At 72.2% G+C, this 22,347-nt stretch carries 13 protein-coding genes and 1 pseudogene; 11 read left to right on the top strand and 3 right to left on the bottom strand.

Features of this window, described 5'->3' with window-relative positions; genetic code table 11:
- The first annotated feature begins 338 nt into the window (after positions 1-338).
- The 5 genes from BN1555_RS12705 to BN1555_RS12685 all read left to right on the top strand — a co-directional run bounded on the left by BN1555_RS12705 (position 339) and on the right by BN1555_RS12685 (position 6,275).
- Positions 339-950 (top strand): response regulator transcription factor, encoded by a 612-nt coding sequence (locus BN1555_RS12705; protein WP_003948568.1) that lies wholly within the window; start codon positions 339-341, stop codon positions 948-950.
- 254 nt (positions 951-1,204) lie between these two features.
- The gene (locus BN1555_RS12700; protein WP_093799504.1) at positions 1,205-1,780 is read left to right on the top strand and encodes a sigma-70 family RNA polymerase sigma factor; all 576 of its coding nucleotides are present in this window, start codon (positions 1,205-1,207) and stop codon (positions 1,778-1,780) included.
- A gap of 139 nt (positions 1,781-1,919) precedes the next feature.
- Positions 1,920-3,422 (top strand): IMP dehydrogenase, encoded by a 1,503-nt coding sequence (gene guaB, locus BN1555_RS12695; protein WP_093799503.1) that lies wholly within the window; start codon positions 1,920-1,922, stop codon positions 3,420-3,422.
- A gap of 113 nt (positions 3,423-3,535) precedes the next feature.
- Positions 3,536-4,660, top strand: coding sequence for a GuaB3 family IMP dehydrogenase-related protein (locus BN1555_RS12690; protein WP_093799502.1), 1,125 nt, complete (start codon positions 3,536-3,538; stop codon positions 4,658-4,660).
- 163 nt (positions 4,661-4,823) lie between these two features.
- Entirely contained in the window at positions 4,824-6,275 is a 1,452-nt protein-coding gene (locus BN1555_RS12685; protein ID WP_093799501.1) for an FG-GAP repeat protein, read from the top strand.
- A gap of 81 nt (positions 6,276-6,356) precedes the next feature.
- Here BN1555_RS12685 and BN1555_RS12680 read toward each other — a convergent pair whose 3' ends face one another.
- Positions 6,357-7,619, bottom strand: a complete 1,263-nt coding sequence (locus tag BN1555_RS12680) for a nucleotide sugar dehydrogenase (protein WP_093799500.1) — start codon at positions 7,617-7,619, stop codon at positions 6,357-6,359.
- A gap of 231 nt (positions 7,620-7,850) precedes the next feature.
- Between BN1555_RS12680 and BN1555_RS12675 the strand changes: the two genes are divergently transcribed.
- From BN1555_RS12675 to BN1555_RS12650, 6 genes and pseudogenes are all read left to right on the top strand, one after another.
- Entirely contained in the window at positions 7,851-9,560 is a 1,710-nt protein-coding gene (locus BN1555_RS12675; protein WP_093799499.1) for a glycerol-3-phosphate dehydrogenase/oxidase, read from the top strand.
- A gap of 234 nt (positions 9,561-9,794) precedes the next feature.
- Positions 9,795-11,702, top strand: a complete 1,908-nt coding sequence (locus BN1555_RS12670; protein ID WP_093799498.1) for a serine/threonine-protein kinase — start codon at positions 9,795-9,797, stop codon at positions 11,700-11,702.
- 151 nt (positions 11,703-11,853) lie between these two features.
- A pseudogene (locus tag BN1555_RS12665) lies at positions 11,854-14,390 on the top strand (protein kinase).
- Between the two features lie 143 nt (positions 14,391-14,533).
- A complete protein-coding gene (locus BN1555_RS12660; RefSeq protein ID WP_093799497.1) occupies positions 14,534-16,129 on the top strand; it encodes a serine/threonine-protein kinase in 1,596 nt (531 codons plus the stop codon).
- A 170-nt stretch (positions 16,130-16,299) separates the two neighbouring features.
- Positions 16,300-17,916 (top strand): succinic semialdehyde dehydrogenase, encoded by a 1,617-nt coding sequence (locus tag BN1555_RS12655; protein WP_093799496.1) that lies wholly within the window; start codon positions 16,300-16,302, stop codon positions 17,914-17,916.
- A 28-nt stretch (positions 17,917-17,944) separates the two neighbouring features.
- Positions 17,945-19,771 carry a GMC oxidoreductase gene (locus BN1555_RS12650; protein ID WP_093799495.1) on the top strand — a complete coding sequence of 609 codons (1,827 nt, stop codon included), beginning with the start codon at positions 17,945-17,947 and terminating at the stop codon, positions 19,769-19,771.
- Between the two features lie 137 nt (positions 19,772-19,908).
- Here BN1555_RS12650 and BN1555_RS12645 read toward each other — a convergent pair whose 3' ends face one another.
- The gene (locus BN1555_RS12645; RefSeq protein ID WP_255306015.1) at positions 19,909-21,123 is read right to left on the bottom strand and encodes an LAETG motif-containing sortase-dependent surface protein; all 1,215 of its coding nucleotides are present in this window, start codon (positions 21,121-21,123) and stop codon (positions 19,909-19,911) included.
- A gap of 743 nt (positions 21,124-21,866) precedes the next feature.
- On the bottom strand, positions 21,867-22,172 hold the full coding sequence (locus BN1555_RS12640; protein WP_093799493.1) for a chorismate mutase: 306 nt from the start codon (positions 22,170-22,172) through the stop codon (positions 21,867-21,869).
- Between the last annotated feature and the right edge of the window lie 175 nt (positions 22,173-22,347).

The following is a 22,347-nucleotide window of genomic DNA, read 5'->3' as shown; positions in this document are numbered from 1 at the left end:
TGAGGCGGCATCCACTGGTGTAAGCAGATGTAAATATGACTCATTGCGAATCTAGCCACAGACACCAGCAAAACGGAAGAAAAGCCGCTAAATGGGGCATAGCTTTACTCAGAAGACATGGCAACCCCTGATGCGCCCCTGCGCAACCGCGCCCTTACGTAGAGTGCCGATGTCGCCCGTCCGGCCCGTAACTCTTTCGAGTGACCGTCGTTGAGTGTGTGAAGCGGTTGAAGGAACAAGCGATCGGGCAAGTGTCCGGGAGCGTCAATCGCACAGGTGACGAAATACGTACCAGCCTGGAGGCTCAAGGTGACGCGCATCAGCTGCGGAGGGCGGTCATGACATCCGTCCTCGTCTGCGACGACTCCCCGCTTGCCCGAGAGGCGCTCCGCCGCGCGGTCGCGACCGTGCCCGGCGTCGAGCGCGTGACGACAGCGGCCAACGGCGAGGAAGTCCTCCGCCGCTGGGGCGCCGACCGCTCGGACCTGATTCTGATGGACGTACGCATGCCCGGTCTGGGCGGCGTCGAGACCGTGCGCCGGCTGCTCTCCGCGGACCCGGGCGCCCGGATCATCATGCTCACGGTCGCCGAGGATCTCGACGGGGTCGCGCTCGCGGTCGCCGCCGGCGCCCGCGGCTACCTGCACAAGGACGCCTCGCGCGCCGAACTGCGGGCGACGGTGACCCAGGCGCTCGCCGACCCGACCTGGCGGCTCGCCCCGCGTCGGCTCAGGTCGGCCGAGATGGGCGCGGCCCCGACGCTCACGGCGCGTGAGATCCAGGTGCTCGAAGGCATGAGCCACGGACGCTCCAACGCCGAGATCGGCCGTGAGCTCTTCCTCTCGGAGGACACGGTCAAGACGCACGCCCGGCGGCTCTTCAAGAAACTCGGCGCCTCGGACCGGGCGCACGCGGTCGCGCTCGGATTCCGCTGGGGCCTGGTCCGATAGGACCCGGCCGGTGCGCTCTCGCGCGGCTGCCGCGTTCCCCGTCCGCCCCCCGGCGGACGGGGTGACGGACGGGCGTGCCCCTTTCCGCCGCCGATGCCGCATCCTTGGGGAGTGGAAGAGTTCCTCAGGGACGATTCGGTCGAGCGGGAGGGGAGGGGCAGGAGATGAGTTCCGGCGTACCCGCTCATAACGCTTCAGTGCACAACTACGGACGTGGTGCCGCGAATGACCCGGCGCCAAGGCACCATGGACCGATGCGCGACGACGAGACGACGGTGATCGGTGCACTCGTCCGGCGTGCGGTCGAGGGCGACGAGCAGGCCACGCACGATCTCCTGGCCCGGGTCCACCCGCTGGCCCTGCGGTACTGCCGCACCCGGCTGAGCCGGCTGCCCGGTGACGCCCGCCACTTCGTGGAGGACCTGGCGCAGGAGGTCTGCGTCGCCGTCCTGATGGCGCTGCCGCGCTACAAGGACACCGGCAGGCCCTTCCAGGCGTTCGTCTTCGCCATCGCCGCCCACAAGGTCGCCGACCTCCAGCGGGCCGCCATGCGTCACCCCGGTTCGACCGCCGTGCCGTCCGACGAGATGCCGGAGCGGCCCGACGACTCCCTCGGCCCCGAGGAGCGCGCGCTGCTCAGCAGTGACGCCGAGTGGGCCAAGAAACTTCTGGCGAATCTCCCGCAGGCGCAGCGCGAGCTGCTGGTCCTGCGGGTCGCGGTGGGCCTGACCGCCGAGGAGACCGGGCAGATGCTGGGCATGTCGCCCGGCGCCGTCCGGGTGGCGCAGCACCGCGCGCTCAGCAGACTGCGGGCCCTCGCCGGGCAGTAGCCGGACGGCTCTTCGCGCGCCCGCCTGCCGTATGAATGTACGAATTCCGTGGGTGATCTTGCTCGTGGAATGAGACACCCCGCGATCCCGTTAGCATGGACATCCGCGCCGAGCAAGACCATTTGGGAAGGTGTCAGGCATGACTGCCAACGTCGATGGAGTGCCCGAGAAGTTCGCGATGCTCGGGCTGACCTACGACGACGTGCTGCTGCTGCCCGGCGCGTCGGACATGGCCCCCGACCAGATCGACACCTCCTCGTACATCTCGAAGAACGTCCGGGTGAACGTCCCGCTGCTGTCCGCCGCGATGGACAAGGTCACCGAGTCGCGCATGGCCATCGCCATGGCCCGTCAGGGCGGCGTCGGTGTCCTGCACCGCAACCTCTCGATCGCCGACCAGGCCAACCAGGTCGACCTCGTCAAGCGCTCCGAGTCCGGCATGGTGACCGACCCGATCACCGTGCGCCCGGACACCACGCTCGGCGAGGCCGACGAGCTGTGCGCCAAGTTCCGCATCAGCGGCGTGCCGGTGACCGACCCGGCGGGCAAGCTCCTCGGCATCGTCACCAACCGTGACATGGCCTTCGAGACCGACCGCTCCCGTCAGGTCCGCGAGATCATGACGCCGATGCCGCTCGTCACGGGCAAGGTCGGCATCTCCCGCGTCGACGCGGTCCAGCTGCTGCGCCGCCACAAGATCGAGAAGCTTCCGCTGGTCGACGACGCGGGCACCCTCAAGGGCCTCATCACGGTCAAGGACTTCGTCAAGGCCGAGAAGTACCCGAACGCCGCCAAGGACGCCGAGGGCCGGCTGCTCGTCGGTGCGGCCGTGGGTGTCGCCGGCGACGCGTACGAGCGTGCCCAGGCGCTGATCGAGGCGGGCGTCGACTTCATCGTCGTCGACACCGCGCACGGCCACTCCCGGCTCGTCGGCGACATGGTCGCCAAGATCAAGTCGAACTCCGCGGTCGACGTCATCGGAGGCAACGTCGCCACCCGCGACGGTGCCCAGGCGCTCATCGACGCCGGCTGCGACGGCATCAAGGTCGGTGTCGGCCCCGGCTCCATCTGCACGACCCGGGTGGTCGCCGGCATCGGCGTGCCGCAGGTCACCGCGATCTACGAGGCTTCGCTCGCCGCGAAGGCGGCCGGTGTGCCGGTCATCGGCGACGGCGGCCTCCAGTACTCCGGCGACATCGCGAAGGCGATCGTCGCGGGCGCCGACACGGTGATGCTCGGCTCGCTGCTCGCGGGCTGCGAGGAGTCGCCGGGCGAGCTGATGTTCATCAACGGCAAGCAGTTCAAGTCGTACCGCGGCATGGGCTCGCTGGGCGCGATGCAGTCCCGCGGCCAGGCCAAGTCGTACTCCAAGGACCGGTACTTCCAGGAGGGCGTCGGCGCCGACGACAAGCTCGTGCCCGAGGGCATCGAGGGCCAGGTGCCCTACCGGGGCCCGCTGTCCGCCGTCGTGCACCAGCTCGCGGGCGGCCTGCGCCAGTCGATGTTCTACGTCGGCGGCCGCACGATCCCGGAGCTCCAGCAGAACGGCCGGTTCGTCCGGATCACCTCGGCGGGCCTCAAGGAGAGCCACCCGCACGACATCCAGATGACGGTCGAGGCGCCGAACTACAGCAGGAAGTAACACGCGGTAACACCGACGCGCGCACAGGGGCGGCCCCGGAATTTCCAGGGGCCGCCCCTGGCGCGTGTGTCGGGGATACTGGAACGGCATACCAAGAGGGAAAGGCCACACACGTGACTGAGATCGAGATCGGGCGCGGCAAGCGCGGCCGCAGGGCGTACGCGTTCGACGACATCGCCATCGTGCCGAGCCGGCGCACCCGGGACCCGAAGGAGGTCTCGATCGCCTGGCAGATCGACGCCTACCGCTTCGAGCTGCCCTTCCTGGCCGCTCCGATGGACTCGGTCGTCTCGCCCAGGACCGCCATCCGCATCGGTGAGCTGGGCGGCCTGGGCGTACTGAACCTCGAAGGTCTGTGGACGCGGTACGAGGACCCGGAGCCGCTGCTCCAGGAGATCGCGGAGCTCGACGACGAGACCGCGACCCGCCGGCTCCAGGAGATCTACGCCGCTCCCATCCAGGCGGACCTGATCGGGCAGCGCATCAAGGAGGTGCGAGACTCGGGCGTGGTCACCGCCGCCGCGCTGTCTCCGCAGCGTACGGCCGAGTTCTCCAAGGCCGTCGTGGACGCCGGTGTCGACATCTTCGTGATCCGCGGGACCACGGTCTCCGCCGAGCACGTGTCGGGCGCCGCCGAGCCGCTGAACCTCAAGCAGTTCATCTACGAACTCGACGTCCCGGTCATCGTGGGCGGCTGCGCGACGTACACCGCCGCGCTGCACCTGATGCGTACCGGCGCGGCCGGCGTCCTCGTCGGCTTCGGCGGCGGCGCCGCGCACACCACGCGCAACGTGCTCGGCATCCAGGTGCCGATGGCGACCGCCGTCGCCGACGTCGCCGCGGCCCGCCGCGACTACATGGACGAGTCCGGCGGCCGGTACGTGCACGTCATCGCCGACGGCGGCGTCGGCTGGTCCGGCGACCTGCCGAAGGCCATCGCCTGCGGCGCGGACGCCGTGATGATGGGCTCGCCGCTGGCCCGCGCGACGGACGCGCCGGGGCGCGGCCACCACTGGGGCATGGAGGCCGTCCACGAGGACGTGCCGCGCGGCAAGCGCATGGACCTGGGCGCGGTCGGCACGACCGAGGAGATCCTCCTCGGCCCGTCGCACACCCCGGACGGCTCGATGAACCTGTTCGGCGCGCTGCGCCGCTCGATGGCGACCACGGGCTACAGCGAGCTCAAGGAGTTCCAGCGCGTCGAGGTGACGGTCTCCCCGGCCGAGCACAAGCGCTGACCCCGGCCGTACGTGTCCGGTGCTTCGCCCCGCCGGGTTTCCGGGCGGGGCGAAGTGCTGGGCGGTCCCGCTTCTTCCCACCCCGCTTCCTCCCGGAGAGCGTGTGCTTTGATCTTCGGGCGGCCGGTCCGGCCGCCCGAAGATCGACCTGGGGGGTTGTGTCTTGCGCAAGTTTTTCCTGGTGACCGCCGGCATGTGCGCGATCACTGTTCTGAGCTTCACCGGCATCGCTCCGGCCACGGCCGTGGAACCGGAGCCGCAGCCGCAGCCGGCGGACCGTACGACCGCGGACTTCAACGGGGACGGCTACCCCGACCTCGCGATCAGCGCGGAATCCGCCACCGTCGCCGGTCTGAAGAAGGCCGGCGGCATCTCCGTCGTGTACGGATCGGCCACCGGTCCGGAGCTCGGGACCGCCGCCTTTCTCACCCAGGCCACGCCCGGCGTCCCCGGCGAGCCGGCCGCGGACCGCAGGTGGGGCTACCTCGGAGGCCACGGTGACGTGGACGGGGACGGCTACGACGACCTGATCGTCCGCGACGGCTCCGGCGTCCTCGTCTTCTGGGGCGGCGCGCAGGGCGTCACCGCGCCGGCCACCACGGTGACGACCGGCTCCGGGGACGCCGCGACCGCGCCCCGGCTGTTCAACTCCAGCACCGGAGTCGGCGACGTCACGGGCGACGGCGTCGCGGACATCGTCGCGCCGGCGGCCGTCGGTGAGCACCCCGGCACGAAGTACGGCGTGGTCGTCGTGCGCGGCCCGGTCAGCCGTTCCACGGGCAAGCCGTCGGCCGTGCGGTTCCGCGACACCCCGGCCGAGGACGGCCACAGCGTCAACCACGTCCATGTCGGTGACATGACCGGCGACGGCGTCCGGGACGTCGTGGCCCACGGCACCGCCACCGGCGACATGTCGCGGACCGAGGGCTCCGTCCTCAGGGGCACGGCCTCCGGCCTGGTCCGGGGCGGCGCGGTCACCTCCGGCTGGAACGGTTCCTTCGGCGACCTGAACAAGGACGGCTACCAGGACTTCGTCGGCGGTGGCCCCGACCGGAGCGCCGAGGCGCTCGGGGGCAGGATCTTCGTCACGTACGGCGGCCCGGAGGGCGTCAGCACGACGCTGCCCGGCCGGACGTACACGCAGAAGAGCACGGGCGTCCCCGGGGTGGACGAGGAGAGGGACCGCTGGGGCTCGGACGTGTCCGTGGCCGACACCGACCAGGACGGTTACGCCGACATCGTCGTCGGCGCCGAGGGGGAGACGGGCAGCGACGCGGCCGTCACGGCCAGTGGGGCGATCACCGTCCTGCGCGGCAGCGCCACCGGAGTCACCACCACGGGTGCGAAGTCCTTCACGCAGAACTCGGCGGGGATTCCCAGCACGTCGGAGACCGCCGACCACTTCGGATCGGCGGTCCGCGTCATCGACACCGACCGGGACGGCAGGCCCGAGGTCTACGTCGGCGGCAACGGCGAGGACGGCTTCAAGGGCCGGGTCTGGAAGCTGAAGACGGACACCTCGGGCCTCACCGGCGCCGGCGCCACCAGCTTCAACCTGGCCGGCCTCGGCGGCCCCACCGGCGGCGCCAACTTCGGGTTCCACTTCAGCGGCTGACCGGCTGACCGGCTGACCGGATTGACCGGTTCTCCGGTCGGCCGCACCCGCGCGGCCTCGCGAGCCACCGCCTCTCCTGCGTCAGAGGCGGTGGCTCGCACCCGTCGGGGTCGCGCCCCGGGTGTCGAGGAGGAGCTGGGCCTTCACCGCGAGGGCCTGGAGGTCGTACGTGCGGTGGTTCTGCAGGAGCACGGTCAGGTCGGCGTTGGCGGCGGCCTCGTAGAGGGAGTCGGCGCGGGGGACCGGGACGTCCCGGACACGCCAGTGGGGGACGTGCGGGTCGTGGTAGCCGACCTGGGCGCCCAGGTCCACCAGGCGGGCGGCGATCTCCTGGGCGGGGGCGCCCTGCTGGTCGGCCAGGTCCGGTTTGTAGGTGACGCCGAGGAGCAGGACGCGGGCGCCGCGGGCGGACTTGCCGTGCTCGTTGAGGAGTGTGGCGCAGCGCTGGATGACGTACTGCGGCATGCGGTCGTTGATCTCCTGCGCGAGGCCGACCATGCGCAGCGGGTGGCCGGGGGTGCTGCTGCTGTGCGGGATGTAGTTCGGGTCGACGGGAACGCCGTGGCCGCCGACGCCGGGGCCCGGGCGGAACGACTGGAAGCCGAAGGGCTTGGTCTCGGCGCAGCGGATGACGTCCCAGAGGTCGACGCCGAGGTCGTGGCAGAGCACGGCCATCTCGTTGACCAGCGCGATGTTCACGTGCCGGTAGTTGGTTTCGAGTACGCCGACGGTCTCGGCCTCGCGCGGGCCCCGCGCCCGGACCACCTTGTCGGTCAGGCGCCCGTAGAAGGCGGCGGCCGATTCGGTGCAGGCGGGGGTGAGGCCGCCGATGACCTGCGGGGTGCCCGCGAAGGTGTGGAGCCGGTTGCCGGGATCCACCCGACTGGGGGAGTACGCGAGGTGGAAGTCGCGGCCCGCGCGCAGCCCGGATCCCTCCTCGAGGATGGGACGGAGGAATTCTTCCGTGGTGCCGGGGTACGCGGCGGATTCGAGCAGCACCGTGGTGTGCGGGCGCAGCTGCGCCGCCAGGATCCTGGCGGCTTCGCCGACGGCGCTGAGGTCGAGCGTGCGGTCGGCGCCGAGCGGAGTGGGGGCGCAGATGACCGCGGTACGGACCCGACCGAGTTCGGTCGGCGCCCTGACGGTACGGAACCCCCCGGCCAGCATGCGGCGCAGGTCGGCGGCGGTGAGGGAGCCGTCGCCCGGGGTGCGTCCCGCGGTGAGGTCCGCGAGGAGGTGCGGGTCGGTGTCGTAGCCGAGGGTGTCGATGCCGGAGGCGACCGCGGCCTGGGCGAGGGGCAGGCCGAGATGGCCGAGTCCGATGACGGCGAGATCTGCGGGCATGGCGGTGGGCCGTCCTTCCCAATAGCCGGAGGGGAGGCAACGCGCAAACCCTGTGGACAGTTCGGGCGAGCGCAATGTCAGACTAGGCGTAAATATGACCGTTATGCGGCATTGTGTGCGGCCGGGGCGCGGGAGTGTTGTCCACAGGCGGTGGCTGAATGCGGGCCCTGCGGACAGAATCGAGGGGGCGGGGATGTGATCCCGACCACCCGACGACTACGGGAGGCAGCGGTGAGGACAGCGACACTGGGGCCCGCCGAGCGCGCCGAGGCGCTCGCGGCGATGGCCGAGCGTGAACTGGACGTGCTGGTCGTGGGCGCCGGAGTGGTCGGTGCGGGAACGGCCCTCGACGCCGTCACGCGCGGGCTGGCGACCGGCCTGGTCGAGGCGCGGGACTGGGCCTCGGGCACGTCGAGCCGGTCGAGCAAGCTGATCCACGGCGGGCTGCGCTATCTGGAGATGCTCGACTTCGCCCTCGTGCGGGAGGCGCTGAAGGAGCGCGGGCTGCTCCTCGAACGGCTGGCGCCGCATCTGGTGAAGCCGGTGCCGTTCCTCTACCCGCTCCAGCACAAGGGGTGGGAGCGGTGGTACGCCGGGTCGGGCGTGGCGCTGTACGACGCGATGTCGGTGTCGTCCGGGCACGGGCGCGGACTGCCGATGCACCGTCACCTGACGCGCGGGCGCGCGCTGCGGGTCGCGCCCGCGCTGAAGAAGGACGCACTGGTCGGCGCGTTGCAGTACTACGACGCCCAGATGGACGACGCGCGTTACGTGACGACGCTGGTGCGCACGGCGTCGCAGTACGGCGCCCAGGTCGCCAACCGGGCCCGGGTGACCGGCTTCCTGCGGGAGGGCGAACGGGTCGTCGGGGCGCGGGTGCGGGATGTCGAGGGCGGCGGGGAGTACGAGGTCCGGGCCCGGCAGGTCGTCAACGCGACCGGCGTGTGGACGGACGACACCCAGGCGCTGATCGGCGAGCGCGGGCAGTTCCACGTACGGGCGTCCAAGGGCATCCACCTGGTGGTGCCGAAGGACCGGATCCACTCGTCGACCGGGCTGATCCTGCGGACCGAGAAGTCGGTGCTGTTCGTCATCCCGTGGGGGCGCCACTGGATCGTGGGGACGACCGACACGGACTGGAGCCTGGACAAGGCGCATCCGGCGGCGTCCAGCGCGGACATCGACTACCTGCTGGAGCATGTGAACGCGGTGCTGGCGGTGCCGCTGACCCGTGACGACGTCCAGGGCGTGTACGCCGGCCTGCGGCCGCTGCTGGCCGGGGAGTCGGACGCCACCAGCAAGCTCTCGCGCGAGCACACGGTGGCGCACCCGGTGCCGGGGCTCGTCGTGGTCGCGGGCGGCAAGTACACGACGTACCGCGTGATGGCGAAGGACGCCGTGGACGAGGCGGTGCACGCCCTCGACCAGCGGGTCGCCGCGTGCGTGACGGAGGACGTGCCGCTCGTCGGGGCCGAGGGGTACCGGGCGCTGTGGAACGCGCGGGCCCGCATAGCGGCGCGCGCGGGGCTCCACGTGGTGCGCGTGGAGCACCTGTTGAACCGGTACGGCTCGCTCACCGAGGAACTGCTGGACCTGATCGCCCGCGACCCGTCGCTGGCCGAACCGCTGAGCGCGGCGGACGACTACCTGCGGGCGGAGGTGGTCTACGCCGCCTCGCACGAGGGCGCGCGCCACCTCGACGACGTACTGACCCGGCGCACGCGCATCTCCATCGAGACCTTCGACCGGGGAACGCGCAGCGCGCGCGAGTGCGCGGAGCTGATGGCGCCGGTGCTCGGGTGGGACAAGGAGCAGATCGAGAAGGAGGTCGCGCACTACGAGAAGCGGGTCGAGGCGGAGCGGGAGTCGCAGCGCCAGCCGGACGACCTGACGGCGGACGCGGCGCGGCTGGGAGCGCCGGACATCGTGCCGTTGCAGTGATCCGGCCACGGGCGGGGAACTCGACTCCGGTGCGGGGAGATTCGGTGCAGCTGCCCTGACACTGCTGTGAACTGGGAGTGGTCCCTTTTGTCGGTGCCGCGGAGAGGGGCCGACGACCCGGGACCACGATCGGTCGCGCAGTGAGGGACAATGATTGCTCTGCCAGGGCGGGTTACTGCATCACCCTGGAACGCAGCCATCGCGGGCGAAGATCAGGGATCGCAGAGGGGACGCATGTCGGAGGCGGAGCAGTCCAAGGACACCAAGGGGCGTCTTCTCGCCGGGCGGTACCGGCTCGGAGAGGTGCTCGGCCGGGGCGGCATGGGCACGGTCTGGCGCGCCGTCGACGAGACGCTGGGGCGCACGGTCGCCGTGAAGGAACTGCGCTTCCCCACGAGCATCGACGACGAGGAGAAGCGCCGGCTCATCACGCGCACGCTGCGTGAGGCGAAGGCGATCGCCCGGATCCGCAACAACGGCGCCGTGACCGTCTACGACGTGGTCGACGAGGACGACCGGCCGTGGATCGTCATGGAGCTGATCGAGGGCAAGTCGCTCGCCGAAGCCGTGCGCGAGGACGGGGTGCTGACGCCGCGTCGCGCCGCCGAGGTGGGCCTCGCCATTCTCGACGTCCTGCGCGCCGCGCACCGCGAGGGCATCCTGCACCGCGATGTGAAGCCGTCCAACGTGCTGATCTCCGAGGACGGCCGGGTCGTGCTGACCGACTTCGGTATCGCCCAGGTCGAGGGCGACCCGTCGATCACCTCGACCGGCATGCTGGTGGGCGCCCCCTCGTACATCTCGCCGGAGCGGGCCCGTGGCCACAAGCCGGGCCCGGCCGCCGACCTGTGGTCGCTGGGCGGTCTGCTGTACGCGTCGGTGGAGGGCACCCCGCCGTACGACAAGGGGTCCGCGATCGCGACCCTCACGGCCGTGATGACCGAGCCGCTCGACCCGCCCAAGAACGCGGGACCGCTGGAAGAGGTGATCTACGGCCTGCTGGCCAAGGATCCCGGCCAGCGGCTCGACGAGGCGGGCGCGCGGGCGCTCCTCAACGATGTGCTCAGCCTGCCCGACAAGCCGGCCGAGCCCGAGCCGTCGCCGGAGGCGACGCGGGTGGTGGCACTGCCGCCCGTGCCCGAGGACGTGCTCAGCGCGGTGCGGCCGCCCAGGAACGACGAGGCGACGGACGCCGGCGAGCGGGTGCGGGGCGCGTTGAAGTCCGTACGGAACGCGGCGGCGGCCCAGTCCGCCAAGCAGAAGCAGACCGCGCAGACCCGGACCGGGGAGGCGCAGCAGTCGCAGTCCGCGCCGGGTCCGAGGCCGCCGGAGCGGGCCTCGCTGACGGATGTCGTACCGCGGCGCACGCTGGTCCTCGTGGCGGTGGTCGCGGCGCTCGCCGTGATCGGCACCGTGCTCGCCGTCGCACTGAGCAGTGGCCCCGACGACAGCACGCAGGGCAAGTCCAAGGACGGGACGTCCGCTTCGAGCGGCGCCACGGCCGGCGACGACGCCAAGGACGGCGAAAGCACGGGCACCGGCACGGAAACGGACGGCGGGAAGGGCGAGGAGCAGGGGCAGGCCCCGAGCGACGGCCAGAGCCGGTCCGGGGACTCCGGCAAGGGCGACGACAGCCAGGACCCGGGCAAGTCCGGGACGGACGGTCCGTCGAAGGACGGCGGGCTGCCCGACGGGTACGCGAAGGTCGGCGACGACCAGTTCCACTTCACCATGGCGATGCCCGAGGGGTTCCGGCGGAACGGCATAGCGGGCACGAACTCCGGCGGCATCTACAACAAGGACGGCGGGTACCCGCGCGTCCAGGTCGACTTCACGGACAGCCCCGGGGACGACGCGCGCGCGGCCTGGGCCGCGGCCCGGATCGGGGTCGCCGCGACCAGCAACAACTACAAGCACTTCGGAATAAGGCCCGTCGACTACAACGGGTATCCCACCACCGCCGACTGGGAGTTCGAGCGCGACGTGCGGGGCACGCGGGTGCATGTCCTGAACCGTGGCTTCAAGGTGGACGCGCGGCACGGATACTCGATCATGGTCAGCTGCAAGGCGAGCGAGTGGAACGGCGACGAGTGCCGGACGCTGCGCGAGACCGCGTTCGACACGTTCGCACCGAAGGACTGACGGACTGACACCGCCGGGTTGCCCGGACCCGGCCGCGCGGCCGGTCCCAGCCACGTATCGTGAGAGCTCGTGGACTGACCGTACGCGACCGGAATTGACGACTTGATGCGGTCAGACTGGCCGGGGGAACAGCGCGCTCTGGGGAGGCGTCGTGGACGACTACGCGGGACGGGTACTTGCCGACCGCTACCGCCTTCCGTTGCCGCCTTCCGACGCGTACGAACTGGTCGAGACCAGGGCCTTCGACACCTACAGCGGTCAGGAAGTCCTGGTCCGCCAGGTGCCGTTGCCCGAGGTCGTGGACGCGGAGTTCCTGGACGGCGAGAGCGGTGGCGGGGCGGGGCAGCGGCATGCCGCCGGGCGCGCGACGCGGCGGCCGGCCGACCCCGCCGTGCGGCGGGCCGTCGAGGCGGCGCAGGCCGCCGCGCAGATCCCCGACCACCCCAGACTCGACCAGGTCTTCGACGTCTTCGCCGAGGACGGCTCGCTCTGGATCGTGAGCGAACTGGTGGCGGCGCGGCCGCTGGCGGCGCTGCTCGCCGAGAGGCCCCTGAGTCCCTACCGGGCCGCGGAGATCGCCTCCGACGTGCTGACCGCGCTGCGGGTGCTGCACGCGCACGGCTGGACCCACCGGAACATCACCGTCCGCACGGTGCTCGTCTGCGACGACGGCCGCATCGTCCTGACCGGGCTCGCGGCCGGCGCGGCGGAGGAGGCGCTCTGCGGGTACGCCCCCGTGCCGGTGCCGGCGGAGCCGGCGGTGGACGCGGAGGAGAGCGACGGCGGTTGGGGCGACGCCGGTCCTTCGGGGCACGGGGCGGCCGGAGGCGGCCGTGGGGCGGAGGCCGTGCCGTACGGTCCCGGTCCGGGCGCCGCGCCCGGCTCTGCCCATGACCCCGACGCGCGCACCGCGCTGCCGGCCGGAGGGGGAACGCCGCCGCCGAGGTCCGCGCCGCCCGCGCCGGGGCGATAGCGGCGTACCGCGCGGGAGCCCGCGCGGCGGCCCGGGTCACCGAGGAGCAGCACCCGGGCGGCGGCGCGCGCCCGCTCCCGGCGCAGCGCGCGATGCCGCGCCCGGCCGGGGGGGCGCGGGCGATCAGCCCGTACGCCGACCCCGGCCTCGACCCCATGTCCGGACCCGCGTCCGCCGGGCGCCCGGAGCCGGGCGGCGACCGGCACGGCGCGGCCCCCGGTGCCGGAACAGGCGACGCCCTGCGCGCCGACGGCCTGCGACGCGGCCAGGCACAGGGGCATGCGCAGGGTCATGCACAGGGACGGCCCCAGGAAGAAGCCCACAGCTGGGACGAGTTCGTGGCGGGTGGGCGGGCCCCCGCGTACCGCGGGCCCGCCACCCCACTCGCCGCCGAGCGCGCCCGGCAGGCGCGGATCGCCGTCGTCGGCGCCGTCACCGAGCGCTGGGCCCCCGAACAGGCCGGTTCCGTCCACGGGAACTGGCAGCTCGCCCCGCCCATCGGCCCCTCGACCGACCTCTGGGCCCTGGGCGCGCTCCTCTTCCGTACCGTGCAGGGCCACGCCCCGTACCCGGAGGAGAGCGCCGTGGAGCTGGTCCAGCTCGTCTGCGCCGAGCCGCCCGCCTTCGCCGAGGAGTGCGGCCCCCTGCGGCCCGTCGTCGAATCGCTGCTGCGTCAGGATCCCACCGAGCGCCCCGACTTCGAGGAGGTGCGCGGCTGGCTCCGCTCGCTCGTACGGTCCGCCCCCGAGCCGGATGCCGGTGCGAACGTCGTGCCGCTGCCGTCCGTCGACGCCACGCGGCTTCCGATCGTGCGCCGCCGCGGTGAGCTCGTACGCAGGCGCCGCGGCGGGGCGGCCGACGCGCACGGACGCCACCGGCACAAGAAGACCAGGGCCGGGGGCAAGGGGGAGCCGAGAGAGCCGCGGCCTCCGCGGGAGCCGCGGATCAAGGAACCGCGGATCCAGAAGAAGCAGCGCGGCGGCCCCCGTTCGCTCGGGCGTACGCTCCTGCTCCTGATCCTCCTCGGCCTGGCCGCCGCGCTCGTCTACGCCATGGTCTTCATGCCGAAGGCCGGTGAACAGGACCGGAGCCAGGGCGCCCCCGAGAACGCGGGGGACAGCAGGAGCACCGCCGCCCCCGGCTCCTCCGGCACCACCGCGCCCGCGCCGCCTGAGGAGGAGGCACCGGAGAGGACTCCTCGGAAAACCCCGGAGGCGTCCGGTGCCCAGCAGCCGCAGACCTCCGCCCCGGCCGCCGACGTCGCCGAGGGGTACGGGATCCGCAAGGATCCCGAAGGTTTCCAGACAGCCGTGGACAAGGACTGGGAACGGCGGCCGATCAACGACGCCGGGCAGGTCCGTTACCGCGGCGGCGCGTTCGAGCTGCTGATCGTCCCCGGCCGGGACTCCGTCGAGGAGCAGGGCAGCGACCCGATGGACTACCAGCTCAGGAAGGAGCGGGAGCTCCAGCCCGTCAGGGACTCCTCCTGGTCCACGCAGAACGGGCTGCGCCGCATCGACGTGGGCGGGCGGGCCATGGCGGAGGGCCAGTTCACCTGGCAGGACAGCAGCGGGCGCGACGTGTACGTCCGCAACCTCGCGATGATCGTCGGCGACCGCTACCACGTCGTCCAGGTGATCGGCCCCGAGACGCAGCGCGACGAGATCACCGAGATATACGAACAGGCCACGAACGCCTACCGGGTGACGGGCTGAGCGACCCTCCCGGAGGCCGTGCCACGCGCCCGGCGACCGATCACATTGGGACACGTGAGAGGTACGAGGTTCCATGGCCGTCTTCCGCTCCGTAATCTGGCAGCCGTAGACGCGGGGCAGGAAACGTGGACCACTCACACCGCATGACCGGCGAGGCCGTGGGCGGAAGCCGCCTGGTCGCCGGGCGTTATCGCATCGGTGACCGGCTGGGCAGCGGCGGCATGGGCACCGTCTGGCAGGCGACGGACGAACTGCTCGACCGGCAGGTCGCCGTCAAGGAACTCCACTTCGGCGGCGACGAACCCGGCTCGACCGCCGCCGACGCGCAGATGCGCCGCGAGCGGGCGCTGCGGGAGGCCAGGACCGTGGCCCAGCTGGTCCACCCGCACGTGATCGTCGTGCACGACATCGTCGAGGACCCCGGCACCGGGCTGTCGTACATCATCATGGAGCTGATCGACGGCGATTCGCTCGCGGACCGCATCGCGGCCGAAGGGCCCGTCGACCCCCGTGAGGCCGCGAGGATCGGCCTCGCGCTGGTCAGGGCGTTGCGCATGGCCCACGAGCGCGGCGTACTGCACCGTGACCTCAAGCCCGCCAACGTCCTGCTGGAAGCGGGCAGCGGCCGTGTCGTCCTCACCGACTTCGGGGTCGCGCGGCTCTCCGGCGGTACGACGATCACCAACGCCGGGTCCTTCGTCGGCTCTCCCGAGTACACCGCGCCCGAGCGGATGGAGGGCGTCGGCGCCGGCCCGGCGTCCGACATGTGGTCGCTCGGCGTGCTGCTGTGCACGGCGGTGAGCGGCGAGTCGCCGTTCCACCGCGACTCGCTGGGCGGGGTGCTGTGCGCGGTCATGCACGACCCGATCCAGGTGCCCGTGGCCGCGGGCCCGCTGCTCCCCGTCGTGCAGCACCTGCTGGAGCGCGACCCGGAGCGCAGGCTCGGCGCGGCCGAGACGGAGCGGCTGCTGCTCGCCTTCCTCGCCACCGGCGCGTCTCCCGGGGCGCCTTATTCGGCCACGCAGCCGAACATTCCCCTCGCCCCCGGGGCGGCGCGGCCCCGGGCCGGCGGCGTCCGGGGCGCGCTCGTCGCGGGCGCCCTCGTGGTCGTGACGGCGGGGGCGGGCGCGGGGACCGCGGCGCTGTTCCTCGACGGCGGCGACGACGGCGGTGACGGCCGCGGCGGCAACGGGCGTACGGACACCGCGCCCACCCGTACGGTCACCTCGACCGTGTCCGGCGGCGGAGACGCCGGGGGACCGCCCGGCCCCTCCGGCACGGGCGCCACCGCCCGCACGCCCCCGGCCGGCTACCGCAAGGTGACCGATCCCGCGGGTTTCACGCTCGCCGTCCCCGAGGGCTACCACCGCTCGGCCGACGACGACCGGGTCTCCTACATGTCGCCGGACAGGAGCGTCAGGATCGGCGTACGCCAGCAGATCCCCGCAGCGGGCGGCCCGCTCGGCGCGATGAGGCTGGCGCACGCGAACGGTCCGCGCACCCACCCCGGCTACCGCGAGGGCAAGGTCACCCGGACGACCCACAACGGATGGCCCGCGGCGCTCTGGGAGTTCAAGGCGAACGGCTTCGGGGCGGGCGACGAGGACCGGCACACGTACGAAGTCTCCTGGGAGGAGGGCAGCCTGATGTACGACGTGAGGGTCTCCGCGCCGGTCGGCCGGCAGGACGAGGCGAAACGGCACTTCGACACCGCCCTCGACTCGTTCGCCCGCGGCTAGCCCGCGAGCCGGGAACACGGGCCGAAAGCGCGAGCCGGAAACACGGACCGGGAACACAAGCCCTGATCAGGGGTTATGTGCCAGTGAATGCTGGCACGATGGTGAGGGGCTGGTGAAAAGGCGTTACCGGTGGGTACCAAAAGCCTCCCGGGAGGCTTACTCTCGCCCTCATGACGGACACGCAGGCCCCCGCGGCCGCCCTCGGTACGAACCCCCGCGCCGCCGCCCCCGCCGAGGCGCGCACCGCGGCCGATGTGGTCACTCCCGAGGTGGTCGCACAGCTCACGCGTGACGTGGTCGGTTCCGGCCGTACCGCCAACCACACCCCCTTCACCGGGGAGAAGCTGGCCGACCTGCCCGAGTCCACCCCCGAGGACGTCGCCACCGCCTTCGCGCGGGCGCGCGCCGCCCAGCCCGTCTGGGCCGCCATACCCGTCCGGCAGCGCGCCGCGGTCCTGCTCCGCTTCCACGACCTCGTCCTGGAGCGCCAGGCCGAGGTCCTCGACCTCATCCAGCTGGAGACCGGCAAGGCCCGTCTGCACGCGCACGAGGAGGTCCAGGCCGTCGCGATAGCCGCCCGCCACTACGGGCGCAAGGCCGCTTCCTACCTCAGGCCCAGGCGGCGCACCGGAGCCGTCCCGACCCTGACCAAGGTCACCGAGCTGCGCCAGCCGCGCGGAGTGGTCGGCCAGATCGCCCCCTGGAACTACCCGCTCGAACTGTCGGTCGGCGACGCGCTGCCCGCCTTCGTCTCCGGCAACGCCGTCGTGATGAAGCCCGACACCGAGACCGCGCTGACCGCCCTGTGGGCCCGCGACCTCCTCGTCGAGGCCGGTCTGCCCGCCGGGGCCTTCCAGGTGGTCCTCGGCGAAGGCCCGGTCGTCGGCCCCGAGATCGTCAAGCACGCCGACTACGTCTCCTTCACCGGCTCCACCCGCACCGGCCGCGAGGTCGCCCGGGGCGCCGCCGCCCGCCTCATCGGCGTGTCCCTCGAACTCGGCGGCAAGAACGCCATGCTGGTCCTCGCCGACGCCGACGTCGAGAAGGCCGCGGCGGGCGCGGTCCGCGCCTGCTTCTCCTCCGCCGGACAGCTGTGCGTCTCCATCGAGCGGCTGTACGTCCACGAGTCGGTCGCCGACGACTTCGTGGCCCGGTTCGCCGCCCGTACGAAGGCGATGCGCCTCGGCACGTCCCTCGCGTACGGCGCCGACATGGGCTCGCTCGTCGGCGGGCGCCAGCTGGAGAACGTGAAGCGGCACGTCGAGGAGGCCGTCGCCAAGGGCGCCACGCTCGTCGCGGGCGGCGTCGCCCGCCCCGACATCGGCCCGCTCTTCTACGAGCCGACCATCCTCGAAGGCGTCGAGGCGCCGATGGCGGTGTGCGCCGAGGAGACCTTCGGCCCGGTCGTCTCCGTCTACCGCTTCACCGACGAGGACGAGGTCGTCGAGCAGGCCAACGCCACGCCGTACGGCCTCAATTCGAGCGTCTGGACCAGGGACGGCAAGCGAGGCCACGCGATCGCCGCCCGGCTGCGCACCGGCACGGTCAACATCAACGAGGGCTACGCCCCGGCGTACGGCAGCGTCCAGGCGCCGATGGGCGGCATGAAGGAATCGGGCCTCGGCCGCCGCCACGGCTCCGAGGGCATCCTCAAGTACACCGAGGTCCAAACCGTCGCCCACCAGCGGCTGATGCCGATGGCCCCGTCCTTCGGCATGGACGACGAGAAGTACGCGGCGTTCATGAGCACCAGCCTGAAGGCGCTCAAGACCCTGCGTTTCCGCTGATCCCAGGCTTTTCCAACGAGGAGCGCCCATGCCACAGGAGAGCTCTGCCCGCAGCCGGGAGGCCGAGGCGGATTCCGCGTACGACTACGACGTCATCGTCGTCGGATCGGGCTTCGGCGGGTCCGTCTCCGCGCTGCGCCTGACGGAGAAGGGGTACCGGGTCGGCGTCCTGGAAGCGGGCCGCCGCTTCACCCGCGAGACCCTGCCCAAGACGTCCTGGGACATCAGGAACTATCTGTGGGCGCCCGCGCTCGGTCTCTTCGGCATCCAGCGCGTGCACCTCCTCGGGAACGTCATGGTCCTGGCCGGCGCGGGCGTGGGGGGCGGCTCCCTCAACTACGCCAACACGCTGTACGTGCCCCCCGCCCCCTTCTTCCAGGACCGGCAGTGGGCGGACATCACCGACTGGCAGGACGAACTGGCGCCGTACTACGACCAGGCCAGGCGCATGCTCGGGGTGCGCGTGAACCCGACCATGACGCCGTCCGACGTGCACCTGAAGGCCGCCGCCGAGGCCATGGGGGTGGGGAGCAGCTTCCACCTGGCACCGGTCGGTGTCTTCTACGGCGACGGCAAGGACGCCGGCGGTGCGGCGAAGGCCGCGCCCGGCACGGAGGTCCCCGACCCCTACTTCGGCGGCGCGGGCCCGTCCCGCAGGGCCTGCACCGAGTGCGGCGCGTGCATGACCGGCTGCCGGCTCGGCGCGAAGAACACCCTCAACGAGAACTACCTCCACCTCGCCGAGAAGGCCGGCGCGGTCGTCCACCCGATGACCTCCGTCATCGGCCTCGCCGAGCACCCGGACGGCGGCTACCGCGTCGCCACCGTCCCCACCGACGCCCGCCGCAGGGCCGCGCCGCGCACCCTGCGCGCCCGCCGGGTCGTCGTGGCCGCCGGTACGTACGGCACGCAGACCCTCCTGCACGCCATGAAGGACCGCGGCGAACTCCCCCGCATCTCCTCGAGGCTCGGCGAACTGACCCGCACCAACTCCGAGGCCCTCGTCGGCGCCCAGACCACCGACCGCCGCTACCGCAGGAAGCACGGCGCGAAGAACGGCGCGAGGAGGGCCGACTTCACGCGGGGCGTCGCCATCACGTCCTCGATCCACCCCAACGCCAGCACCCACATCGAGCCCGTCCGCTACGGCAGGGGCTCCAACGCGATGGGCGCGATGTCCATCATCCAGGTGCCGTACGCCGAGAAGTTCCCCCGCGTGCTCGGCTGGCTCGGCCACGCCGCCAGGCATCCGCTGCTGACCGCCCGTTCGCTCTCCAACCACCGCTGGTCGGAGAAGACCATCATCGGCCTCGTCATGCAGTCCCTGGACAACTCCCTGACGACGTACCGCAAACCGCGCGGCATCGGAAAGGGCCTGCTCACCGCCCGCCAGGGGCACGGTGCGCCCAACCCGAAGCAGATACCCGAGGCGGCGCGCGCCGCCTCGGTCCTCGCCGAGGAGATCAACGGCTTCGCCGGCAGCAACATAGGCGAGCTGATCGGCACACCGCTGACCGCGCACTTCCTCGGCGGCTGCCCGATCGGCGCCTCCCCCGAGCAGGGCGTCATCGACCCGTACCACCGGCTGTACGGGCACCCGGGCATCTCGGTCGTGGACGGCGCCGCGGTCTCCGCCAACCTGGGCGTCAACCCGTCGCTGACGATCACCGCACAGGCGGAGCGGGCCATGTCGTACTGGCCCAACAAGGGCGAGCCGGACGTGCGCCCGGCGCAGGGCGCGGCGTACGAGCGCCTCGCCGCGGTCGCGCCGAAGGCGCCGGCGGTGCCGGAGGACGCCTTCGGCGCGCTGAAGCTGCCGTTCCTCGGCATACCGGCGGTCCCGCCCAAGAGCTGAGCGAGCGCCGGACGGACAGCGGAGCGAGCGTTGAGCGGACAGGCAGGAGGGGCTGCACCCCCCTCCGAGTGCAGCCCCTCCTGCCGGCTCTCCACCGGTGTGTCACACCGGTACGTTCAGGCCGTGCGCGGGCCGTGTCAGGCCTCGGAACCGGCCTTGCGGCGGCGTACGACGAACATCGCGCCGACGCCGAGCGCGACGGCCGCGCCACCCGCGAGGGCGAACATCGGCATCGCGGACGAGGAACCGGTCTCGGCGAGGCTGCCGGTCACCGGGATCTCCTTGGCGCCGCCCTGCGGCTCCTTGGGACTGACCACGGGCTTCTCGACGGGCGGCTCGACCGGCTTGGGCTTGCCCGGGTTCTCGTTGTCGGAGCCCGGCGCGAGGACGCTGAACTCCCAGTAGCCGAGCGCGGAGCGGTAGCACTCCTCGTCGGAGTCGAGGTACGCGCCGAGGCCGAGGGCGAAGCTGTCGCCGGACGGGGCCTTCGCGTCGATGTTCACGCGCAGCTGGATGTCGACGACGTCCTTCGCGCCGAGCTCCGTCCTGCCCATGAACTCCTCGTCCTCGATGGACTTCCAGGTCTTGGTGCCCTGGTCGAGGTACTGGAGCTGCAGGTGGTTGCTCAGCCAGTCGTTCTCGTTGTCGCTCTCCGAGTAGTTGTCCACGAAGGCGATCCAGCGGACCTCGCCGAGCGCCTCGTCCGTGGTGTTGGAGGCGGTCATCCTGAAGTTGTGCCAGCCGCTGCCCGCGACGATCCTGCCGGGCAGGCCGTTGATGTCCAGCCGGAGGGCGGACGCGGCGTCGATCAGGTCGCCGTCCTCGTCGATGACCGGCTCGCAGGCCTCGAACTCGTCCTCGGGGTCCGTCGCCGGGTCCTCGTCGGGCTTGGTGCCCGGCTCGTCCCCGGGGTCGGTCCCGTCGGCCGGGTCCTCCTCCGCGTCCGGGTCGGTGGCCGGGTCGGTCCCGTCGGCCGGGTCCTCCTCGCCCTCCGGGTCGGTGTCACCGGCCGGGTCCTCGTCCGCGCCCGGGTCGGTGGCGGGGTCGGCGTCCGGGTCGGTGTCACCGGCCGGGTCCTTCCCGGTCCCGTCCTCGGTGTCGGTCACCGGGTCCGTGGCCGGGTCGGGCTCCGGGTTCTCGGCGTCGTCCGGGTCGGGCTCGCCGGCCGGGTCGGACTCCGGAGTCTCGGTGTCGGTCCGGTCGGAGCCGGTCGACCCGTCCGGGTCGGTCGTCTCGGTCTGCGTGGTGGTCGCGGGGTCCCCATCGGCGTACGCGGCCGGTGCAGCCAGGAAAGCGGCAGGAGCTATGACGGCCGTCGCGGCCGCAAGGGCCATGGCGCGGCGAAGCTTCATGTAGACCTCAGAAAGTCTGGCGTACCGCGTGGCGGCGGTACGAGATGTGAGGGCCGCCGTGAATGTGGGGTGCACGGGTGGCCGTTGGTTCGCATGGATGACCTGTGGAAGGCGTAAAGGGTTGCCCGGAATCGCACAGGCTCCTCGTGTGATGTGCGCCACATCCGCCATCTGTCATCTGCCGGTGCAAGGCGAAGGGCCCTGCGGACCGGAGTCCGCAGGGCCCCGGCCGTCAGCACCGACGTCAGGGCGGCGTCGGTGCTGAGAAGCGGCGCCGGGGGGTACGCCGCTGGCTCGTGCGATGGAGCGGGGGTGCGGGAGCGGGTGGTGCGCCGGCGGTCTGCCCGGCGCGCGACGGGCGCGCGCGGATGGTGTGGACCAATGGCGGCAACCGTTCGGGGGCGGGGCCGCCCTTGCATCGTGGGGGATCGGCCGCGGCGCGCGCAACAGTTTCGACGACATCCCGGGACCGGACCGCGGGACACGGCCGGCCGGTTCCGGGCGTCCCCGGAACCGGCCGCCTTGGATGACCGGGCTGCTGTCCCCTGCCGACCGGTCACGCACGCCGGGACGAGGTCCCACGGCGCACATGCGGTGCGCCGCACGCCCCGGCGGGGCCACGCGTGGTTCTTTCCTGCACGCCCGCCCCTGGCTGGCACGGACACCGGGACCAACGAAGCCCCGCGTGGCCCGGTCACGCGCCGTACGGGTGAGGACGTGTCCGAACTCAGATGCGGCCCCGCTCAGATGCGGCCCCGGCACAGTTCCAGCATCGTCATCGCGAGCGCGGTGCCGGGCTTGCCGAGGGCGTCCCTGTAGTGGGCGAGGACCTCCATCTCGCGGGAGAGGTTCACACGGCGCCCGCCCGAGGTGATGCGGGCCTCCTGGATGACGGCCGACACGGCCATCCGTTCCTGGATCAGACCGATGATCCTGTCGTCGAGGGAGTCGATGCGCTCCCGGGCGTTGCCGATGAGGTCCGCGGCCTCGTCGGTGCGGGCGCCGGTCTTCTCCGTGGCGGTGGCGGTGGCGGCGGTGCTGGTGCTCATGTCCGTATCTCCTGAACCGGGAAGGGGAAGGGGTACGGCGTCCTGGACGGCGACCGGGTCCGGAAACGACAGAGCGCCCCGGGCCTTGTCGGCCCGGGGCGCCTGTGAAGTCGCTTGTCAGTAGCTCAAGCAGCTCGACCATGGCACCGGTCGGACCGGGTGCCATAGGTAAAGA

The sequence above is a fragment of the Streptomyces sp. Wb2n-11 genome, assembly GCF_001049855.1.
GTDB lineage: Bacteria > Actinomycetota > Actinomycetes > Streptomycetales > Streptomycetaceae > Streptomyces > Streptomyces altiplanensis.
The sequence above is the reverse complement of the archived record's forward strand: the minus strand, read 5'-3'. Positions and strand labels throughout refer to the sequence as shown.

Excerpts from the sequence above, each read along its gene's own strand:
- BN1555_RS12705 (WP_003948568.1), top strand. The coding sequence starts at position 339 with ATGACATCCGTCCTCGTCTGCGACGACTCCCCGCTTGCCCGAGAGGCG.
- BN1555_RS12700 (WP_093799504.1), top strand. The coding sequence starts at position 1,205 with ATGCGCGACGACGAGACGACGGTGATCGGTGCACTCGTCCGGCGTGCG.
- guaB (WP_093799503.1), top strand. The coding sequence starts at position 1,920 with ATGACTGCCAACGTCGATGGAGTGCCCGAGAAGTTCGCGATGCTCGGG.
- BN1555_RS12680 (WP_093799500.1), bottom strand. The coding sequence starts at position 7,619 with ATGCCCGCAGATCTCGCCGTCATCGGACTCGGCCATCTCGGCCTGCCC.
- BN1555_RS12670 (WP_093799498.1), top strand. The coding sequence starts at position 9,795 with ATGTCGGAGGCGGAGCAGTCCAAGGACACCAAGGGGCGTCTTCTCGCC.
- BN1555_RS12660 (WP_093799497.1), top strand. The coding sequence starts at position 14,534 with ATGACCGGCGAGGCCGTGGGCGGAAGCCGCCTGGTCGCCGGGCGTTAT.
- BN1555_RS12655 (WP_093799496.1), top strand. The coding sequence starts at position 16,300 with ATGACGGACACGCAGGCCCCCGCGGCCGCCCTCGGTACGAACCCCCGC.
- BN1555_RS12650 (WP_093799495.1), top strand. The coding sequence starts at position 17,945 with ATGCCACAGGAGAGCTCTGCCCGCAGCCGGGAGGCCGAGGCGGATTCC.
- BN1555_RS12645 (WP_255306015.1), bottom strand. The coding sequence starts at position 21,123 with ATGAAGCTTCGCCGCGCCATGGCCCTTGCGGCCGCGACGGCCGTCATA.
- BN1555_RS12640 (WP_093799493.1), bottom strand. The coding sequence starts at position 22,172 with ATGAGCACCAGCACCGCCGCCACCGCCACCGCCACGGAGAAGACCGGC.